Source organism: Paraliobacillus sediminis (assembly GCF_003426055.1).
Window position 1 is genome coordinate 501587 of sequence record NZ_QJSI01000001.1, and the last position, 20115, is coordinate 521701.

At 36.1% G+C, this 20115-nt stretch carries 16 protein-coding genes; 12 read left to right on the forward strand and 4 right to left on the reverse strand.

Features of this window, described 5'->3' with window-relative positions; genetic code table 11:
• Nucleotide 1 precedes the first annotated feature (1 nt).
• Entirely contained in the window at nt 2-916 is a 915-nt protein-coding gene (gene rarD, locus D2K60_RS02215; protein ID WP_117168356.1) for an EamA family transporter RarD, read from the reverse strand.
• 175 nt (nt 917-1091) lie between these two features.
• Between rarD and cls the strand changes: the two genes are divergently transcribed.
• Nucleotides 1092-2531 carry a cardiolipin synthase gene (cls, locus tag D2K60_RS02220; RefSeq protein WP_117168357.1) on the forward strand — a complete coding sequence of 480 codons (1440 nt, stop codon included), beginning with the start codon at nt 1092-1094 and terminating at the stop codon, nt 2529-2531.
• A 16-nt stretch (nt 2532-2547) separates the two neighbouring features.
• Nucleotides 2548-3093, forward strand: a complete 546-nt coding sequence (locus tag D2K60_RS02225) for an acyl-CoA thioesterase (RefSeq protein ID WP_117168358.1) — start codon at nt 2548-2550, stop codon at nt 3091-3093.
• 24 nt (nt 3094-3117) lie between these two features.
• Here D2K60_RS02225 and D2K60_RS02230 read toward each other — a convergent pair whose 3' ends face one another.
• Nucleotides 3118-3462, reverse strand: a complete 345-nt coding sequence (locus D2K60_RS02230) for a winged helix-turn-helix transcriptional regulator (protein WP_117168359.1) — start codon at nt 3460-3462, stop codon at nt 3118-3120.
• 195 nt (nt 3463-3657) lie between these two features.
• On the opposite strand from D2K60_RS02230, the gene D2K60_RS21245 reads away from it, so the two are divergent.
• The 3 genes from D2K60_RS21245 (at nt 3658) to D2K60_RS02245 (ending at nt 7140) form a co-directional block, all read left to right on the forward strand.
• Nucleotides 3658-3801, forward strand: a complete 144-nt coding sequence (locus D2K60_RS21245; protein WP_117168360.1) for a VOC family protein — start codon at nt 3658-3660, stop codon at nt 3799-3801.
• 119 nt (nt 3802-3920) lie between these two features.
• The gene (locus D2K60_RS02240) at nt 3921-5804 is read left to right on the forward strand and encodes an ABC-F family ATP-binding cassette domain-containing protein (protein ID WP_117168361.1); all 1884 of its coding nucleotides are present in this window, start codon (nt 3921-3923) and stop codon (nt 5802-5804) included.
• A 106-nt stretch (nt 5805-5910) separates the two neighbouring features.
• Nucleotides 5911-7140, forward strand: a complete 1230-nt coding sequence (locus D2K60_RS02245; RefSeq protein ID WP_117168362.1) for an aminopeptidase — start codon at nt 5911-5913, stop codon at nt 7138-7140.
• Nucleotides 7141-7779: 639 nt separating this feature from the next.
• Here D2K60_RS02245 and recQ read toward each other — a convergent pair.
• Entirely contained in the window at nt 7780-9879 is a 2100-nt protein-coding gene (gene recQ / locus D2K60_RS02250) for a DNA helicase RecQ (protein ID WP_117168363.1), read from the reverse strand.
• 179 nt (nt 9880-10058) lie between these two features.
• Between recQ and D2K60_RS02255 the strand changes: the two genes are divergently transcribed.
• From D2K60_RS02255 to D2K60_RS02270, 4 genes are all read left to right on the forward strand, one after another.
• Entirely contained in the window at nt 10059-11909 is a 1851-nt protein-coding gene (locus D2K60_RS02255) for a cation:proton antiporter (RefSeq protein ID WP_117168364.1), read from the forward strand.
• A gap of 449 nt (nt 11910-12358) precedes the next feature.
• On the forward strand, nt 12359-12919 hold the full coding sequence (locus D2K60_RS02260; RefSeq protein WP_117168365.1) for a TRAP transporter small permease: 561 nt from the start codon (nt 12359-12361) through the stop codon (nt 12917-12919).
• 39 nt (nt 12920-12958) lie between these two features.
• The gene (locus D2K60_RS02265) at nt 12959-14239 is read left to right on the forward strand and encodes a TRAP transporter large permease (RefSeq protein WP_117168366.1); all 1281 of its coding nucleotides are present in this window, start codon (nt 12959-12961) and stop codon (nt 14237-14239) included.
• 44 nt (nt 14240-14283) lie between these two features.
• A complete protein-coding gene (locus D2K60_RS02270) occupies nt 14284-15366 on the forward strand; it encodes a DctP family TRAP transporter solute-binding subunit (protein WP_117168367.1) in 1083 nt (360 codons plus the stop codon).
• 58 nt (nt 15367-15424) lie between these two features.
• Here the strand turns inward: D2K60_RS02270 and D2K60_RS02275 are convergent, their stop codons facing one another.
• Nucleotides 15425-16504 carry an AI-2E family transporter gene (locus D2K60_RS02275; protein ID WP_338048330.1) on the reverse strand — a complete coding sequence of 360 codons (1080 nt, stop codon included), beginning with the start codon at nt 16502-16504 and terminating at the stop codon, nt 15425-15427.
• 324 nt (nt 16505-16828) lie between these two features.
• On the opposite strand from D2K60_RS02275, the gene D2K60_RS02280 reads away from it, so the two are divergent.
• The 3 genes from D2K60_RS02280 to D2K60_RS02290 all read left to right on the forward strand — a co-directional run bounded on the left by D2K60_RS02280 (nt 16829) and on the right by D2K60_RS02290 (nt 19650).
• Nucleotides 16829-17617 (forward strand): TerC family protein, encoded by a 789-nt coding sequence (locus tag D2K60_RS02280; RefSeq protein ID WP_117168369.1) that lies wholly within the window; start codon nt 16829-16831, stop codon nt 17615-17617.
• A 29-nt stretch (nt 17618-17646) separates the two neighbouring features.
• Nucleotides 17647-18099 (forward strand): OsmC family protein, encoded by a 453-nt coding sequence (locus D2K60_RS02285; RefSeq protein WP_117168370.1) that lies wholly within the window; start codon nt 17647-17649, stop codon nt 18097-18099.
• A gap of 156 nt (nt 18100-18255) precedes the next feature.
• Nucleotides 18256-19650 carry an L-cystine transporter gene (locus tag D2K60_RS02290; RefSeq protein ID WP_117168371.1) on the forward strand — a complete coding sequence of 465 codons (1395 nt, stop codon included), beginning with the start codon at nt 18256-18258 and terminating at the stop codon, nt 19648-19650.
• Nucleotides 19651-20115 lie beyond the last annotated feature (465 nt).

Sequence of the window (20115 nt, forward strand, 5' to 3'; positions counted from 1 at the left end):
CTTAATGCGCAGTCTTTCTGCGATTATACTGAAAAGCTCTTATTTTAGACGTTGTATAAATAGCGAGTGCGGTCCAAATACATACAAACGCTACTAGATGTGCGGGCGTGAATTCCTCTTTGTATACAAAGACGCCAATGATTAACATTAAAGTAGGCGTGACGTATTGTAAAAATCCAATCATGGATAACGGAATCCGTTTAGCACCACTAGCAAATAGTAATAAAGGAATAGCTGTGACGACCCCAGCTCCTATTAACAATCCTGCCGTTAGACTTGATTCCCACATATTTATCAGTGACCCAGAGTCTGACGGATGCATGAGTAAATAAAGGAAAGCTAGTGGTAACACAATAAAGGTTTCTAATGTTAATCCGTATAAGGATGGAATATCAACGACCTTCTTCACGAAGCCATAAATTGCAAATAACAAAGCTAAAAGTAGGGAAATCCATGGGAATACACCAAAATAAATGGTTAAGTATAATACTCCCATTCCAGCTAATACAACAGAGAAAACCTCCCATTTATTTAATGTTTCTTTTAAGACGATAATCCCTAATAAAATACTTAACAAAGGGTTGATGTAATAGCCGAGGCTCGCTTGAATAACATGATCGCTATTGACTGCCCAAATAAATATGAGCCAATTCCCACTGATAACGAAAGATGCTAAGATCAGTCCTAAAAGTTTCCTTTTGTTATGTATGATTGCATGACATTCTCGGATAAAGCTACGCCATTTTCGAGTTATAAGTAGTAAAAGAATCATAAAAATAAAAGACCAGATGATGCGATGGGACAATATCACACCGGCAGATATATCTCCAACAGCTTTCCAATAGATCGTCAGAAATCCCCATAAAATATAAGCAAATGTTGCGAATAAAACTCCTGTTTTAAGTTCCTTATCCATCTTGATGTCCCCTCGTCTTTTCTAAAGAATAAGCATAAGTTTACGCCCGAAAGGGTAAAAAAGCAATGAAAATGAAAGGTTCTATAGTAACCCGACATAAACAGTAAAGTAAGTATATCGATTAGAATTATGCTATATTATGAAGAGGGAGTTTTGTGAAGGGGGATGAAATATAATGAGTATCACACCAATTATATTAGGGTTTGTCCTAGTATTTAATATATTCTTAGCACTTGCTATTGTCTTTTTAGAACGAAAAAACGCTACATCAACATGGGCATGGTTAATGGTTCTTTTATTTATACCTGTTGCCGGATTTATATTATATCTAATTTTCGGACGAAAATTAAGTAATAAGAAGTTGTTTATTTGGGATAACAAAAGTAGGTTGGGTGTAAAGCGTGCAGCCGAAAATCAAATGCAGTTAATAGAAGAGGGTAGTTTCCCAATACCTGAGAGTGTTAAAGAATATAAGGACTTATTTTATTTACATTTACGCAATGATGATGCCATCTTAACACAAGATAATGATGTCGAAATTTTTACAGATGGTGTAGAAAAGTTTAATGCTCTTATAAAAGATATAGAGTCAGCGACAGACCATATCCATTTAGTTTATTATATTGTTCGAAGTGATCATCTCGGTCAAAGGGTTGCAGAGGCATTAATGAAAAAGGCGAGAGAAGGCGTGCAAGTTCGTTTTCTTGTTGATGATATGGGCTCCAGAAAGTTAGCACGTAAGTACAAACGGCAGTTACGTGATGCTGGTGTTGAAGTCGAATTCTTCTTTCCGTCACTGATTCCAAAAATAAATTTTAAAATAAATCACCGAAATCATCGTAAATTAGCGATAATTGATGGTAAAATCGGTTATATAGGCGGATTTAATATTGGAGATGAGTATCTCGGAGAAAACAAAAGATTCGGCTATTGGCGTGATACCCATTTAAGAGTTATCGGTGGATCAGTTCGAAATATGCAAACACGATTTATTTTAGATTGGAATCAAGCTTCCCGACATGATATTCTTTATGAAGATCGTTATTATGATGCAACACCAAAAGGTAATGTAGGCATGCAAATTGTGTCAAGTGGTCCCGACTCAGAATGGGAACAAATAAAAAATGGTTATATGAAGATGATTATGAAAGCAAAATCTTATATTTATATACAAACACCGTACTTTATTCCAGATGAAAGTCTAGCCGATGCGCTTCGGATTGCTGTACTTTCAGGTGTGGATGTTCGTATTATGATTCCTAATAAGCCTGATCACCCGTTTGTATATTGGGCAACATATTCAAATATCGGGGATTTATTAAGAGCTGGTGCAACGGTCTATGTTTATCAGAAAGGTTTTTTACACGCCAAAACGATTGTTGTGGATGGTAAAATAGCTTCAGTTGGTACTGCGAATATAGATGTACGCAGTTTCCGCTTGAATTTTGAAGTGAATGCCTTTTTATATAGTGAAGATATTGCACAACAATTAGTAAGTGAATTTCAAAAAGATATGATGCACGCATCCCAATTGACTTCACGTATTTATAACAATCGGTCTTTATGGATTCGATTTAAAGAGTCCATTGCCCGTTTAATAGCTCCTATTTTATAAGGAATGAGGGAATAATATGAACAACAAACCTTGTGTAGCATCTTTAACTGTAAAAACAACGCATGTACTACCATCTGATACAAACGGACATGGGACGTTGTTCGGTGGACAATTAATGGCACATATTGATGATGTTGCTGCAATAAGCGCGACAAGACATGCTAGAAAACTAGTTGTTACAGCCTCGATTGATTCAGTGGATTTTTTATATCCGGTAAAAGAGGGAGATACAATCTGCTTAGAGGCAATTGTTACATGGGCACACAAAACGTCAATGGAAGTTTTCGTTAAAGCTGTTACGGAGAATCTAATAAGTGGAGAGCGAAAAGTATGTGCAACCGCATATGTAACGATGGTTGCAATTGATGAAAATAATCAACCCACTTCGGTACCAGGTGTCTATCCAGAATCAAGTGAAGAGAAATGGTTGCACGCTGAAGCGGCAGAACGTGCTAATCAACGAAAAGAAAGACGAAAAAAATCCAAGGAATTAGCTAGAACATTTGGGACAGCCTTTCCTTGGAATGAAAAAAGTCGATTCGGAGAGAATCCTTCAATTTAGGGTTCTCTTTCTATTCACTACTATTTAGTTGGTTGGTAAATCTTCTTTTAAAATGGCTACTTCTTCTTCTGTTACCCATGCTTCTGCCCAGTTTTGAATATCCTTAATTACTGGTTGTAAGGCCAAGCCTTTTTCAGTAAGAACATATTCAATCCGAACGGGAAATTCAGAGTATACCCTTCTCTCGACAATACTTTCTTGCTCTAACATTTTAAGACGCTCAGAAAGTAAACGTCCACTAATCGGTAGTTCTGTTTCCATTTGTGAAAAACGCTTCGGACCTTCTAATAACTCAAACAAGACAAGACCAACCCACCTTTTACCAAAAAGTTGCATGGCTTTTTCAAATCTTGGACATAATTCTTTCATTTATATTCACACTCCTGATTAACTAGTATAATCAATTTTACAAAAGAAAAATATTGACTGGTAGCTATTACTAATATGAACTTACTTACTAAAAGTAACTATTAAAGTATAGCACAGGAAAGGGTTAACGTAAACATGGGTAACACACCAATCGAGAAATTCCAATGAAAAACAGTATTTTTGACGATTTAAAATTTGAAACGTTCAATTGATTTCTACGCGCGAGTTTTAGGTTTACACCTCATTGAAGAAACAACTAACGTAGCTAAGCTTGGAATGGAAGATGGCACAGTTCTTGTTCAATTAGTTGAGACCACCGATTTAAGCTGGCTTCCTTAAACATATATTGCGATATTTCTCGGGATTAGTTGTAAAACCAATTGTATCTGTTTGTACTCCTAACATCTCTGTACTATACTTAGTAGTAGAGATGTTTTTTTAATTGAAGGGTGAATATAATGGAAATAATAGCGGTTGAGAATGTAACGAAATCATATGGAGATAAAGTGTTGTTTGAGTCGATCGCCTTTTCTATTAGTAGGCATGAACGAATTGGTTTGATTGGTGTCAATGGTACTGGTAAATCGACTTTGCTGCGGATTTTAGCAGGAACAGAATCAAGAGATACAGGAGAGATGCATCACGCTAAAGATTTTGAAGTAGCGTATTTACCTCAAGAACCTGTACTGCAAGAGGAACATACCATTTTAGAAGAAATCTATGCAGGCGATGCTGACGTAATGGTTGTATTACGTCGCTACGAGCAACTACTATTACAACTTGAAGCGGATGCGACAAACGTAGATTTACAAGAAGCATTAGTAAATACGCAACAGTCAATGGATCAGTTTAATGCATGGGATGCAAGTACAACAGCTAAAACAATTTTAACCAAGCTAGGTATCACCATGTTTAATCAGCAGATTAAAAACTTATCAGGTGGTCAAAAGAAACGCGTAGCTATGGCGAAAGCTTTAATTCAACCAGCTGATTTATTAATACTTGATGAGCCTACTAACCATTTAGACAATCAAACGATTGAATGGTTGGAAACATATTTACCGCAATATAAAGGTGCGATCATGCTCGTTACACACGATAGGTACTTCTTAAATCGAATAACAAATAGTATATATGAATTAGACAATGCGACATTGTACCGTTATCAAGGTAATTATGAAACGTTCCTAGAAAAAAAGGCAGAACGAGAAGCATTAGAAATGCAAAGTGAACAAAAACATGCCAACACACTAAAACGAGAACTTGCTTGGTTAAGACGCGGTGCAAAAGCACGTTCAACAAAGCAAAAAGCTCGAATTGGTCGCGTTGAAGAAATGAAGGAAGAACGTTTTAATACAGATAAACAATCGTTAAACTTTCAAGCGGGAACAAAGCGTTTAGGGAAAAAAGTTCTTGAAATAAATGGTGTGAATAAAGCGTATGAGGGGCAACATGTAGTTCGGGACTTTGACTTCTTAGTTAATCCAGGTGACAGAATTGGTATTATTGGTGCAAATGGAAGCGGAAAAACGACGTTGTTAAATATGATTGCTGGCAGAATAGAGCCAGATACAGGTGATATAGATGTAGGACCTACAGTTAAAATTGGTTATTATACACAGGATCACAGCCAAATGGATGAGAATTTGCGTGTCCTTGAATATATTCAAGAAACAGCACAAGTGATTCATACAAAAGATGGGGAAACCATCACAGCTGAACAAATGCTAGAACGCTTCTTATTTTCACGTGCACATCAGTGGACGTATATTAGAAGACTTTCTGGTGGAGAACGAAGAAGACTATATCTATTAAAAGTTTTAATGGAAGAACCTAATGTTTTGTTGTTAGATGAGCCAACAAATGATTTGGATACCCAAACATTAAGTGTTTTAGAAGATTACTTGGATTATTTCTCGGGTGTCGTAATTACCGTTTCGCATGATCGTTATTTTTTAGACCGTGTTGTTGATCAGTTAATTACATTTGAAGCCCCTGGAGAGATTGGGCATTTTTATGGTAATTATAGTACGTATATGGATCAGAAGAAGCAAGATGCGGAAGTGAAAACAAAAGATTCAAAGCCAGAAGTTAAAAAAACACGATCTAAACGAAAAAAATTATCATATAATGAACAAAAGGAATGGGAACAAATTGAAAATCAAATAGAAAAGTTAGAAGAAGAAATAGAGGCTGTGAAACAAGCCATTATTGATTCTGGTAGTGATGCAGAAAAGGTTCAAACGCATTTTGATAAACAAGTAGAACTTGAGTCTAGTTTAGAACAAAAAATGGAACGATGGGAAGAACTATCGTTACTTGTTGAAGCAAGTGAATCATAATAATGCAGCTATAAGTAAAGGCTATAATTAAATCGAAGGAAAGATGTAAACCGAGGACTTCGATTTAATAGCAATAGATTAGAGATACATAAATGGAGGGAATGTCATGTCAGATTTACAAATGCAAGAAAAGTATGCAGAATTAGCTTTACGTACCGGAGTGAACTTACAAAAAGGGCAAGCGTTGATGGTTAATTCATCAATTGAAGGAGCAGATTTCACACGTATTGTTGTTAAAAAAGCGTATGAATTAGGTGCAAAAGATGTGCTTGTAAATTGGGAAGATGATGCGTTAACACTGCTTAAATATCAAAATGCGCCAGAAGAAGTGTTAACAACGATCCCGCAATGGAAAGTTGATAAATATTTAGCCTTTGCAAAAGACGGCGGAGCGTTATTATCGATTCGCTCGACTAATCCTGATTTGTTAAAAGACGTTGATGCAGGAAAAGTGGCAAAAGCGCAAAAGGCAAGCGCAGAAGCAATGAAAGAATTCCGTAAATATACGATGAATGATCGGATTGCATGGTCGATTATTTCCATTCCAACTGGTGATTGGGCCCAAAAAATATTTCCGGATAAATCAACTGAAGATGCAAAGGAAAGTCTTTGGGAACAAATTTTTAAGATTGTCCGTGTAGATAAAGAAGATCCAGTTGCAGCCTGGGATGAACATAACCAAAAGTTGAAAGACGCTAGAGAGGTCTTAAATAAAAAACAATATACCAAATTGGTTTTTAAAGCTCCAGGTACCGATATTAGTTTTGACTTACCAAAAGGACATGTTTGGAAAGGCGGTTCCGCAAAAACAACAGAAGGAACAACGTTTAATCCGAATATGCCTACTGAAGAAGTGTTCACATTGCCACATAAGTATGGCGTGAATGGTACTGTGGCAAGTACAAAACCATTAATTTATGGTGGAAATATGATAGATAACTTTAGTCTGACTTTTAAAGACGGTAAAGTTGTTGATTTTAAAGCAGAACAAGGTCTAGAAACACTCAAACATTTACTTGATACAGATGAAGGGTCCAGTCGACTAGGAGAGCTAGCACTAGTACCACATGCATCACCGATTTCACAGTCTGGTTTGATTTTTTATAATACTTTATATGATGAGAATGCATCGTGTCATATTGCACTAGGAAAAGCTTATCCAACGAATTTGGAGGGCGGATCAGATATGAATGACAAAGAGTTGGATGAACATGGTGTAAACGATAGTCTGACACATGTTGATTTCATGATCGGGTCAGGAGAATTAGACATCGATGGCGTAAGTGCTGATGGTACAACAGAAGCAGTTTTCCGAAAAGGCGCATGGGCATTTTAATAAACGAAAACCTCGCAAATTAACTTTGCGAGGTTTTTTAATGAATTCTTTTCGTAAACTTTTTTGCGTTTAATCTTACGAACGTGAGAGTGACTACGACGAAGCTGCCTCGTCCGCTATGTCAGCAAATGGGCTCCCTTTCTGTGGGCAGAGCACTTTGATGGGACGAGTAATCGCAGTCCCACGGCGCTAACTTAGTAAAGCAAAAAACGCTTTACTAAGTGGATCTTCAGCCCGTGCTGTTCCCACTAGAGTGTCACCCATTTGCTTCCTCCGCTGGTTTGTATTAATAACAAATGAAGAAATGATTTATCTATTCTACAGTCAAAGCAAATGTAAACGGAGAAAACGCAGGGATTAAAAAGCTTCAATAAATATAATTAAAACGAGCGAAGAAAGTAATTTATTTTCAAAGCATCTCGATTGCTATAATTATTACGCAGCTAGCTAGCGACGGAAATACACTACGACTCCTGCAGGAACAGCGCGATCCGAAGTTAGCTGAAGACGTGCCTGCTGAAAGCGTAGTGTATTTCCAGAGCGTGTTAGCCTGTACTTTATATGTCTGAGTTTATTAGAAATTTAGTCATAAGAAACAATCTACTGCTAATAGTAGTATTTGATCTCAAACACAATAGGTTAACTCGTTATGATTCTATTTTTTATTAGTACGGCTCGGATGATTTCATAACTATAGGTTTCATCTAAGCTGTCCTTCAGAGCTTTCAGTTTCGGTTCTTCTAATTGTTCGTGAGATTCCAAAACAGCCTTCTCCTCATCTTCTGAAAAAAAGACGGACCAATCTAACGCCATTCCATGTTGATACGCTTGAAATAAATGGCTAGAAACAGTTTGATCTTTAATTTCTCGTTTTTCTGCGATTTCAGTTAACGTTTCACCAGCTTGATAAAGTTGATAACTAACTAAATAGCTTGGCTGATCATCCTTTTCCTTTGGCGCTTGTTCTTTTAACCATTCTGCAATAGCCGCGATGAAGGCTTCCCCATATTGTTCGAACTTTTTCGTTCCAACTCCCTTTATACGAAGCATGTCCTCCTGAGTCTGTGGTAAATAGCGACTTAATTCTTTTAATGTAGCATCTGAAAAAAGAACATACGGCGGAACCTTATCATGAGCGGCCATTTCTTTACGTAACACACGTAATTTCTCAAATAAACTTTCTTTGTAATCTGTCTCCGCGGCTTGTTGAACTTTACTTACTTGCATCCATATCTGTTGGTTTCCTTTTAAGACCGCTTCTGCATTTTTTGTTAATTGTAAGATAGGAAAACGTTGATCACCAGTTGTTAAAAAATCCTCTGCCACCAAATAGTGAATGAAATTTGTTATTTCTTTTTCGGTCTGATTGGCCATTAAACTGTAGGTTGTTAACTTGTCAAAACCAAACTGTTTAATTTTTTTATCCTTGGAACCTTTCAATACTTTAGCCGTTAATCCTGCGCCAAATCGTTCGTCCATCCGTTTTACACAGGAAAGAACCATTTGTGCCTCTTTTGTTCGATCGCGCTTGTCACCGCTGCTTTGACAATTGGTACAACGGCCACAATCCTTATTGGTTGAATAATCCTGAAAGTAATGCAACATATACGTCTGTAAACAACTGGCTGTATGACAATAATTAACCATTGATTGTAGTTTCTTGTATTCGTTCGTTTTCATTTTTTCGTCCATCATCGATTGTTCGATTAAGAACTTTTGTAAATGCGTATCTTGTCCTGAAAATAATAAAATACAATCACTAGGCTCACCGTCACGTCCAGCACGTCCAGCTTCTTGGTAGTAAGCTTCTACGTTCATTGGCAAAGCAAAGTGAATAACAAACCGAACATTAGATTTATCTATCCCCATACCAAATGCATTTGTAGCGACCATGATGGTTGCTTCGTCCTGTATAAAACGATCTTGTTCCGTTTGTCGTTTTAGCTCACTTAACCCTGCATGGTATCTTGCGACGGATAAGTTTTTCCCTTCTAACAGATTTGCAAGCGAGTCCACTTGTTTGCGTGTTGGGGCATAAATAATCCCTGATTCCTGTGGGTGTTCCTTTAAATATTCTGCGACGAATTCGTGTTTATCGCGTCCTTTTACTAGATGAAAGGCTAAATTTTCACGAGCAAATCCAGTATTCACTACAGCATCGGAATCGATCGATAATAGTCGCTGAATATCTTTAACGACCTCTGGTGTGGCCGTCGCGGTTAGAGCCATTACCATAGGGATGTGTGTGAGGCTATGAAGGGTAGTAACGATTGAGCGATAGCTAGGACGAAAATCATGACCCCATTGCGAAATACAATGTGCTTCATCAAAAGCAAGAAATGAGATTTTCATTTGTTTAATTGTATAAAGAAATGAATTTGTCTCAAAGCGCTCAGGGGCAACATAAACAAAATCGTAAGCTCCTTTTTTCAGTTCATTTAAGCGGGCTTGTTGCTCATCGCTTGAAAGCGAACTATTAATATAAGTCGCAGAAATACCTAATGCGTGAAGAGCATCTACTTGATCCTTCATTAACGAAATCAAGGGAGAGATAATGATAGCTGTTCCTTCCAGTAATAGGCCTGGGATTTGATAACAGATTGATTTACCGCCTCCGGTAGGCATAAGACCTAACGTGTTCTTTTTATGTAAAACATGCGCAATAATCTCTTCTTGACCACGGCGAAAAGTATCATACCCATAATATTCATGTAATAATTTTTTTGCTTCTTCTAACATCTAGATAGCCATCCTTTATCAATATAATTTCAATTATAGTATATATCTCATTCTACCATTAGCGTGCAACTAAAAAAATAGTCGAGTCAATCTAATTCAAACTGTTTTACAATATTGGATAGTACAAGTAAACTATCTTTATAATTAAAAAGAGAGACGGAAAGAGAGGAGGGTGCAAAATGCTTGATTCATTCTTAGTACAATTTATGATAATTGGTATACTTGGAGTTGGTTCCCAATGGGTAGCATGGCGTTTTCGTTTACCTGCAATTGTGGTAATGTCGATTGTTGGTTTACTAGCGGGCCCTATTTTTAGCGTAATTCATCCGGAACAGGACTTTGGTGACATGTATCGTCCCTTTATTTCCGTAGCAGTTGCGATTATTCTGTTTGAAGGTAGTTTAAATTTAAACTTTAAAGAGGTGCGTGGGTTAGGTAAACCGGTACTTCGAATTGTAACATGGGGAGCTTTAATTAGTTGGATACTTGGCTCATTAGCAGCCCATTATGTTGCGGGATTATCATGGACGATTTCCTTTGTCATTGGTGCTATTTTCATTGTGACAGGCCCAACAGTTATATTACCGTTATTACGACAGTCAAAATTAAAACCACGCCCAGCTAAAATACTGAAATGGGAAGGTATTATTGTTGATCCCTTTGGTGCATTATTAGCTGTGTTTGCATTTGAAATTATTGTCTTTTTAACAGCGGAAACTCCTGATATAACAGCATTACTATTTTTCGCTCTAGCGTCCATTTTTGCTGTCGTACTTGGCATAGGATTCGGAAAATTAATTGGTTGGTCATTTGAATCTGGCTATATGCCGGAGTATTTAAAATCCTCTGCGGTATTAATTGCCGTAATCGCCTGTTTTGCAATTGCAGATGAAGTAACACATGAAACAGGTCTATTGGCTGTGACGGCTATGGGTATGACGTTAGCAAATATGGGTATTGCATCAATTCGTCAGATGCGGCATTTTAAAGAAGATATATCGATCTTACTCGTATCAGCAATTTTCATTATGCTGACTGCTTCACTAACAAGAGAAACATTAATTCAAGTTTTCAATCCTGAAATTATTGGCTATGTACTTTTAATGCTGTTCTTAGTTCGACCATTATCTATTTTTATATCAACGATTGGAACGGATTTGAAATTTAAAGAGAAAATTCTGGTAGGGTGGATTGCACCACGCGGAATTGTTGCACTAACAGTGGCTAGTTACTTTGCATCTGTATTTACTGATGGAGATTTTGAAGGAGCAGAGATCATCACATCGATAACATTTGCTCTCGTATTCTTTACTGTTTGTGCGCACGGGTTTTCAATTGGTTGGTTAGCGAAAAAGTTAGATTTATCCTCAGATGGTAAACCAGGTGCATTAATTATAGGTAGTAATCAATTCTCTGTTGCCTTAGCAAAGGTAATGAATGAATTAAAAGTGCCAATCTTAATTAGTGATTCATCGTGGGAAAGACTTTATAAAGCGAGACAGGCAGGAATAGATATCCATCATGGAGAAATTTTATCAGAGCAAACAGAATACTCGGTTGATATGACACCGTATGATTATTTGATTGCTGCAACTGAATATGATTCCTATAACGCTTTGGTAGCTTCTACATTTGTTCCAGAGTTCGGTAGAAAGGACGTTTACCGCCTTTCGATTCAACATAATAGTGGGGATAATATAGAAGATATGGACCATACGATTGGTGGAAGAATATTGTTTACCAAAGATGTTGCGCTGGATGATTTAACACATAAAGTAGAGATTGGTTATGTGTTCCGAAAGACAACATTAACAGAACAATATACATTTAAAAGTTATCGAGATAACTGTGAATCGCATACCGTCTTATTATTTGTTTTAAAAGCAAACGGAAAGTTACTTTTCTTTACGGAGGAGATGGCAGTTTCACCAGAAGCAGGTGATACGGTTATCAGTCTAACTCCGCCGAGTAAAGAATTTAATAAGATAAAAGAAAAGATTGAAGAACAACGAAATGATAAAGAAGCATAATAAAAAGGTTCATGCAAACGCATGGGCCTTTTTTATGTACCATTTTTTGAAAAAAAGTGTAACTCGTAATGTGTATTATTACGCTTAAAATATTTCATACAGTTTGTACATTATAACGAAAGACTATATCCATTATTCTAAAGAGAAATAAAAATGTAAAGAAATTAAATACGGTAGAAGAGGGGTGAATATATAATAATTGGAAATAAATTAGTAATTTTAAATCCTTTTTTTAGCATATTTAAAGTATTTGCTAAGAAAAAAGAGGATTTTAGCCTATAACTACATATACTCCTCTCCTTTTTGTGACAGGCTAATATTTGTCGTAAGAAAGCGTGTAACTAAAGCTTAGCACGTTTGTTAAGGAATCTACGTTACTCTATAATTATAGTATTCTGAATAATACGGTAATCGTGTATGAACATCCCAATAGAGGAGGAAACAAGTAATTGAAATTATTCCAAGTGCTCGATAATTTATTATTGAAATTAGAAGAGATTATCTTAAGTTATTCTATTTTACTAATTGCATTTATGGTTGTTGGAAATGTGCTTAGTCGTGCGATTACAGGTAAGAGTTGGTTTTTTGCAGCTGAAATTAGTTTGTTTGCTGTAATAATTGCCACTTTTATGGGAATCAGTTACGCTGCACGAAAAGGACGACATATAAGTATGTCGGCATTTTATGATTTAGCTCCATTTAAAGTTAGAAAAGTATTAGCAATATTTATTCCATTAGTTACTGCAATTGTTCTTTTTGTTGTTTCTTATTACTCTTTCAGACATGTACAATCTGTTTACGAGAGTGGAACTGTTACAGCTGCATTAGAATTACCAGCAGTATATATGTTGATTTTTATCCCAATTGGTTTATTTCTAGGTGGACTCCAATACTTACGAAATGTATGGATGAATATCAGACACAAAGAAATTTATCTAGGCACAGATTTAAAAGACTATAACGATAAAGAAAACAAAGAAGAGGATATAAAAGATCAAATTCATGTATAGAATTAGAAAAGTAAATACTGAAGGGGAAAGGATTACACTATGCTAACAACATTAGTGACGATTATGATCGTCTTATTACTATTAAATTTCCCGATGATGATTCCTTTAATTGCTGCGCCATTAGTGGTAATGATGATTTACTTCCCAATGATGGATCCGATGCTGATGATGCAGCAATTAAAAACTGGAATTGAATCGTATGTCTTATTGGCTGTACCATTGTTTATCTTTGCTGCAGACATAATGACGACAGGTAAAACATCTAATCGTTTATTAGATTTTATTGGATCATTTGTTGCCCACATTCGTGGTGGTTATGCGATTACTACCGCAGCAGCATGTACTTTGTTTGGTGCCATCTCTGGTTCAACACAAGCAACTGTTGTAGCAATTGGAACACCAATGAGGCAACGTCTACTTAAAGCAGGTTATAAAGATTCCAGTGCAATTGCATTAATTATTAATTCCTCAGATATCGCATTACTTGTCCCACCTAGTATCGGAATGATTATGTATGCACTGGTTTCTGGAACCTCTGTTGGAGATTTATTCCTGGCAGGTGTTATTCCAGGTTTACTCGTATTTCTGACATTTGCAGTTTATAGTTATTTTTACGCACGTATTAAAAAAATCCCATTAGCAGAAAAGGCAAATTGGTCTGAACGTTGGAAATTCACTAAAAAGGCATTATTACCATTAGGTTTTCCGATAATTGTAATTGGCGGTTTGTATTCAGGTATTTTCGGACCAACAGAAGCTGCTGGTGTATCCGTATTTTACGCTTTTATTTTAGAAGTAGTGATATATCGCTCGATAAAACTAAAGGACTTACCACACGTTGCATTGTCAACTGGATTAGTAACCTCCGCAGTATTCGTTTTAGTGGCCGGTGGTCAAGCATTTACATGGCTGATTTCATTCGCTAGAATACCACAGCAGATTACTGAAACAGTTCTAGGTACAGATCCTAGTGCAATATATGTACTATTAATGGTATCGTTATTTTTCTTTATAGGTTGTATGTTTGTCGATCCAATTGTTGTTATTTTAGTTTTAACACCAATCTTTTTACCAGCGGCAACAGCAGCGCAAATTGACCCTGTTCATCTTGGAATAATTGTAACATTCCAAGCAGCATTAGGATCTGCAACACCACCATTTGGTGTCGATATATTCACCGCTAGTGCGGTTTATCAAAAACCGTATTTAGAGGTAATTAAGGGAACGCCACCTTATATTATTATGTTATTAGTAATAGGTGCACTCTTAATCTTTATTCCGGAAATCTCACTTGCTTATCGTTGGTTCATCCCATCGTAGAGCGGTGATTTCATATATAACAAAATTCTTAGGGGGTAAGGCATATTTTTAACAAAAAATATTTTTTCGGTTTATTAACTGTTCTCGCACTTAGCTTTTTATTAGTAGCTTGTGGAGGAGAAGAAGAAGACACAGGAAGTGATACAGAAGGTGATGATACTGCATCATCAGATATTACTCCTGAAACATGGCGCTTTGTAACAGAGGAAGTTTCTGGTCAAGTGCAATACGAATATGCAGCTGAATTTGCTGCACGTATGGCTGAAAAGACAGACGGAGCAATCACAGTTGAACCATACGAGTTTGGTGGTTTAGGTAGTGAAACAGATCAAACAGAATTATTACAACAAGGTGGCGTTGAAATGGCAGTTATGTCACCAGGTTTTACAGGTGGAATGGTTAAAGAAGGACAACTATTTGCTCTTCAATTCCTATTTCCAGATAGTGTAGAAACAACACAAGAGATTTTAGAAACAAGCGAAGCATTAAATACAGATTTACGTGAGCGTTATGAAGAATATAATATTTCACCATTAGCATTCTGGACAGAAGGTGCAATGCAGTGGACTAGTTCATCACCACTTGAAACACCAGAAGATTTCGAAGGCTTTAAAATGCGTACGCAAGAATCGCCTTTAATCCTTGAATCTTATCGTGCATATGGTGCGGAACCAACAGCAATGAGCTGGAGTGAGTTATACACTGCATTAGATAACGGTACTGTTGAAGGACAAGAGAACCCAATCTTCTTTATTGGTGATGCTTCATTTAATGAAGTGCAAGATTATATGACGATTTCGAATCATAATAACTACGTAGCAATGACTACTGTTAATACAGATTGGTACAATGGTCTAGATGACAATGTAAAACAAATTGTTGATGAAACAGTAGAAGAAATGCAAGAGTGGGTATTTGATGAACAAGCAAGTCAAAACGAGGAATTCTTAGAAACAATTAAGAATGACACGGATAACCCAACAGAAGTTGTTGAGTTAACAGAAGAACAACGTGATGCATTTAGAGAATTAGCTGTTCCTGTTCGCGAATTCTATCGTAATGAAGTATCAGAAGTAGATGGCGCAATTCTTGATAAGTTAGAAGAAGAAATAGAAGCAGCACAATAAGCACATAAGCATAATAAAAAGCCAGGCTCATTTTAAAAGAGCCTGGCTTTTTATTTGATTAGAAAATATCTTGTTCATCTTCAGGTTGTTGTTTTTTCCATTCATGATAAAAGTGTGAAATGATCGTTTTTACAACTGCATATGCCGGTATTATGAATAATAATCCAAGAAATCCAGCAATACCTCCCGCAGCAAGAATTAACGTAATTACTGTTAACGGATGAATTTGTAACACCTTACCCATTACATTAGGCGAAATAAAGTTACTTTCAATTTGTTGCGCTATTATCATAACAACTGCTGCCCATACCCCTAACATTGGATCTTGGAAGAGACCGACAATAACTGCTGGTATTGCAGATAAAAATGGCCCAACAAATGGAATGAAGTTCATTAAAACTGCAAATAATGCGAGTGTTAATGAATAGGGTAGATCAATAATTAGGTAGCCAATATAAAGCATAATACCAACGCAAACACTAACAATAAATTGTCCTTGTATAAAGGAAGCCAATGTATGATTGATATCCCCCATTAATGTTTTGTAACTTTTTGCTTTTTCCTTGCTTAAAAACTTTGTAATAAATGGAACAAATCTATATCCGTCTTTCAACATAAAGAATAAGAAGAAAGGGATAAGGAAGAAGGAAAATACAAAACCAAATATTTGTCCAACTGCATCAAGTAGAAAAGATGTAATATTCTCTACATAAGTATTTAGGTTGTCTGTAACATTCTGAATAGAAGTCTCAAGTTGTTCTGGAATATAATCCTGATTATTTTGCCATAAATTTATTAATTCTTCTGCGGTTGAGATCATACTTGGCGTATTAGAGACAAGTTTGTTAAATTGATCTTGAACAATTGGTACAATATAATTTAAACCAAAAAACCCAAGTGTGATAATAAGAAGAAATACAATAATAATACTGATGATACGTGGAATTTTGTTTTTTTCTAATAGATTTACAAGTGGATTCGTAACATAGAAAATAACACCTGCACCAATGATTGGGACTGCAATTGCCGTTAAATATGCAACCAATGGGGCAAAAACAAAATTAGTTATCGAAATTAAATAAATAAGTACGAAAATTAATATGGTCGATATTAAAATTCGAAACCATTTTTTATGCATCAAAAAAACCACTTCCTTTTGTTCAAATTATTTAGTATGTATTTTAACAGTATTTACTATAACAATAGCATATAAAACTAAAATCTTCTATTATTTTATATGTTGGAAAACTTGTTGACAATAGCTTTCAGTAGACTTAATATAAAAGACATGAATAAAGGGGAGTAGCTGTTACAATTACGCCGTCAATACGAGAGAATATCTCCGGTGTAATTGGCAACGAAAGTTGTTAGCAAGACCTTTACCATTTTCAATGGTAAAGGTCTATTTTTGTGTTGAAAATAGAAACATGTAATTTTTAAAATAGAAATAGGGGGAATACTAATGGATGCTCAATTATTAATTGAATATGGATGGGTCTTAATTGTACTTGTTGGATTGGAAGGAATATTGGCAGCTGATAATGCGCTAGTTTTAGCTATTATGGTAAAGCATTTACCAGATGATCAACGTAAAAAAGCTTTATTCTATGGTTTAGCAGGTGCTTTTGTATTACGTTTTGCGTCATTATTTGTTATTTCATTTTTAGTGGACGTTTGGCAAGTACAAGCGGTTGGAGCGTTATATCTATTATTTATTTCTGCTAATCACTTATATCATAGATTTAAACGAAAAAGTTTGGAAAAAGAGAAAAAAGAGAAAGAAAAGAAAAATAGTGGTTTTTGGGCTACTGTTGTAAAAGTTGAATTTGCTGATGTTGCCTTTGCAGTTGATTCCATTTTAGCTGCCGTAGCTTTAGCAGTTGCACTTCCAGCTACTAGTCTACCTAATATTGGTAGTTTGGATGGCGGTCAATTTCTCGTTGTGTTTGCTGGTGGTATGATCGGACTAATTATCATGCGCTTTGCAGCCAATGTATTTGTCCGTATATTACATGAGCGCCCAGGCTTAGAAGTGGCAGCATTTGTTATTGTTGGTTGGGTCGGTATTAAACTAGTAGTTAGTGTTCTAGCTCATGATGCAGTGCAAGTTTTATCACATGATTTTGCCCATTCATTAGGATGGAAACTAACATTCTACTTTGTTCTAATTGGGATCGCACTTGCTGGTTGGTTTTTATCAAGTGTTCAAAAAGTAGAAGAGCCTGAAGTAGAAGTAGAAGAAGGAAAATAGCTTATTTTTTACTGGAAAGGATGATAGTTATGGCAGTACATCAATTTCATCTAGAAGCAGATTGGACTGGTGGTCGTAATAGTGTTGGTAAAATTGAATCAGGTAATCTTCAGACTGAAATTTCAATACCACCAGAAATGGATGGTCCAGGAATTGGTACGAATCCAGATGAAATGTTACTTGGAGCAGCAGCGACATGCTATTTGATTACGTTAGCTGCAATGATAGAACGAGCAAATCTACCATTAGAAACGATAAAGTTAACATCAGTTGGAGATGTCGATGTAACAAATGGTATTTTTACCTATCAAAAAATCACACATCGACCTTTGGTGCAATTAAAAATGGAAGCAACTGAAAGAGATTTAGACACACTTAAAATCCTTGTAAAAAAAGCGGAGTCTACTTGTATGATTTCAAAAGCGCTGCAAGGAAATGTTACCATTAAACTCGAACCTAAAATCTCAATTGCAACATTATAAACTAATAGAATCAACTTTTGTTAAAAACCTTGACAAAAGAATGTATAACTTGTAGTCTATTCCTTATAAAACTTATCGGATTAAGTGTAATTCGATAAGTTTTATTTTTGTTTTTTTTACTTAGCATGAAGATACACACATATGGGGGGAATTAGGTTGGATACAGTTTTTATTCTTATCAACATTGCATTAATGTTAGCACTAATAGGTTTATTAATTTTTATGCAAAAAAGGCATGTCTCTTTCAGTAAAAGAGTCTTTACAGGTTTAGGGCTAGGAATACTCTTAGGAGTGTTATTACAAGTTGCATATCCTGCTGATTCAGAGATAGTAAGTACGACAACAGAATGGTATAACATTCTTGGTCGTGGCTATGTTCAATTACTAATGATGATTGTTATTCCACTTGTTATGGTATCAATCATTCAATCTATCATAAATTTAGAAAAATCAGCTGATCTAGGTAAGATGTCAGCTTGGATTATTGGTATCCTTGTTGGAACCGCAATGATTGCAGCACTAGTCGGTATTGTAACGGCTTCTGTATTCAATTTAGATGCTAATCAAATTGAAATAGGTCAAGCGGAACAAGACAGAGGTTTCGCTTTAGAAGAAACATTAGGCGAAGTAGAAAACTTATCTACACCAGACAAAATATTGAGCTTTATTCCAGCTAATCCATTTTTGGATATGACAGGACAACGATCAACCTCAACAATAGCTGTTGTAATCTTTTCTGTGTTTATTGGTGTAGCGGTATTAGGTGTGAGACGAAAAAAACCAGAAGAAGCAGCAAAATTTACTGAAATAATCAATGCGGTATATGCTGTCGTGATGCGAATTGTAACTTTAATATTACGATTAACACCATTTGGTATTTTAGGTCTGATGGCTAATACAGTTGCAGGAACAGATGTTGCGGGGATTCTAGAACTCGGTAAATTTGTTGGAGCTTCTTATGTAGCATTAATTTCGATGTTTATTATTCATTTAATTCTTTTAGCGTTGTTTGGTTTAAACCCATTTACATTTTTAAGAAAAGTATTGCCGGTATTAGGCTTTGCCTTCACATCACGTTCAAGTGCGGGTACGATACCACTTAACATACAGTCGCAGAAGAATAGCTTAGGTGTGCATGAAGGAATTGCAAACATGTCTGCATCATTCGGAGCAACAATTGGTCAAAATGGTTGTGCAGGAATTTATCCAGCTATGTTAGCTGTAATGATTGCACCGTCACAAGGAATTGATCCATTATCATTTGGTTTTATTGTCCAATTAATTTTAATTATTGGTATTAGTTCGTTTGGTGTTGCCGGTGTTGGCGGTGGGGCAACCTTTGCTGCACTAATCGTTTTATCATCAATGAACTTACCGGTCGCATTAGCAGGTCTACTTATTTCAGTAGAACCATTAATCGATATGGGACGTACTGCATTGAATGTTAATGGTTCGATGTTATCTGGAACAGTAACATCAAAAATTTTGCGTAAGTTAAATATAAAAACCTATAACAACCCAACAGCGATTGAAAAAGATACAACTATTTAATAAAGAAAGACAGTTCTCATCAACAATACAACTGGTTAAATGTCACAGTAGATAGAAAAATGCGGCGTAACATTATAAAGGTTAAGTTATATTCCTTGATAATCTGTCGCTGCGGAAAAACACTCGCTTTCCATGGGGAACGCTTCAGCCTCCTCGTGAGCAAAAGTCGCTCACTGCGGGGTCTTCAGACTGTTCCTTTCCCATAGGAGTCTCGCATTTTTCCGCCGCTAGTTTGTGCTAATATTTTCCGTTTCTAAAACGGGGTGCCATAATAAACATGCATTAGTCTTAATCAAACTAGCGTATCAAGTGAAATTGGCGACACTCCTGCAGGAACAGCACGGGCTGAAGATCCACTCGGAAAGCGTACTTTGCTTCCGAGTTAGCTGAAGCCGTGCCTGCGGAAAGGGAGCCAATTTCACTTGAGGAGCGGGTCATGGTATTCTGCTAAGTCTAATTATATCG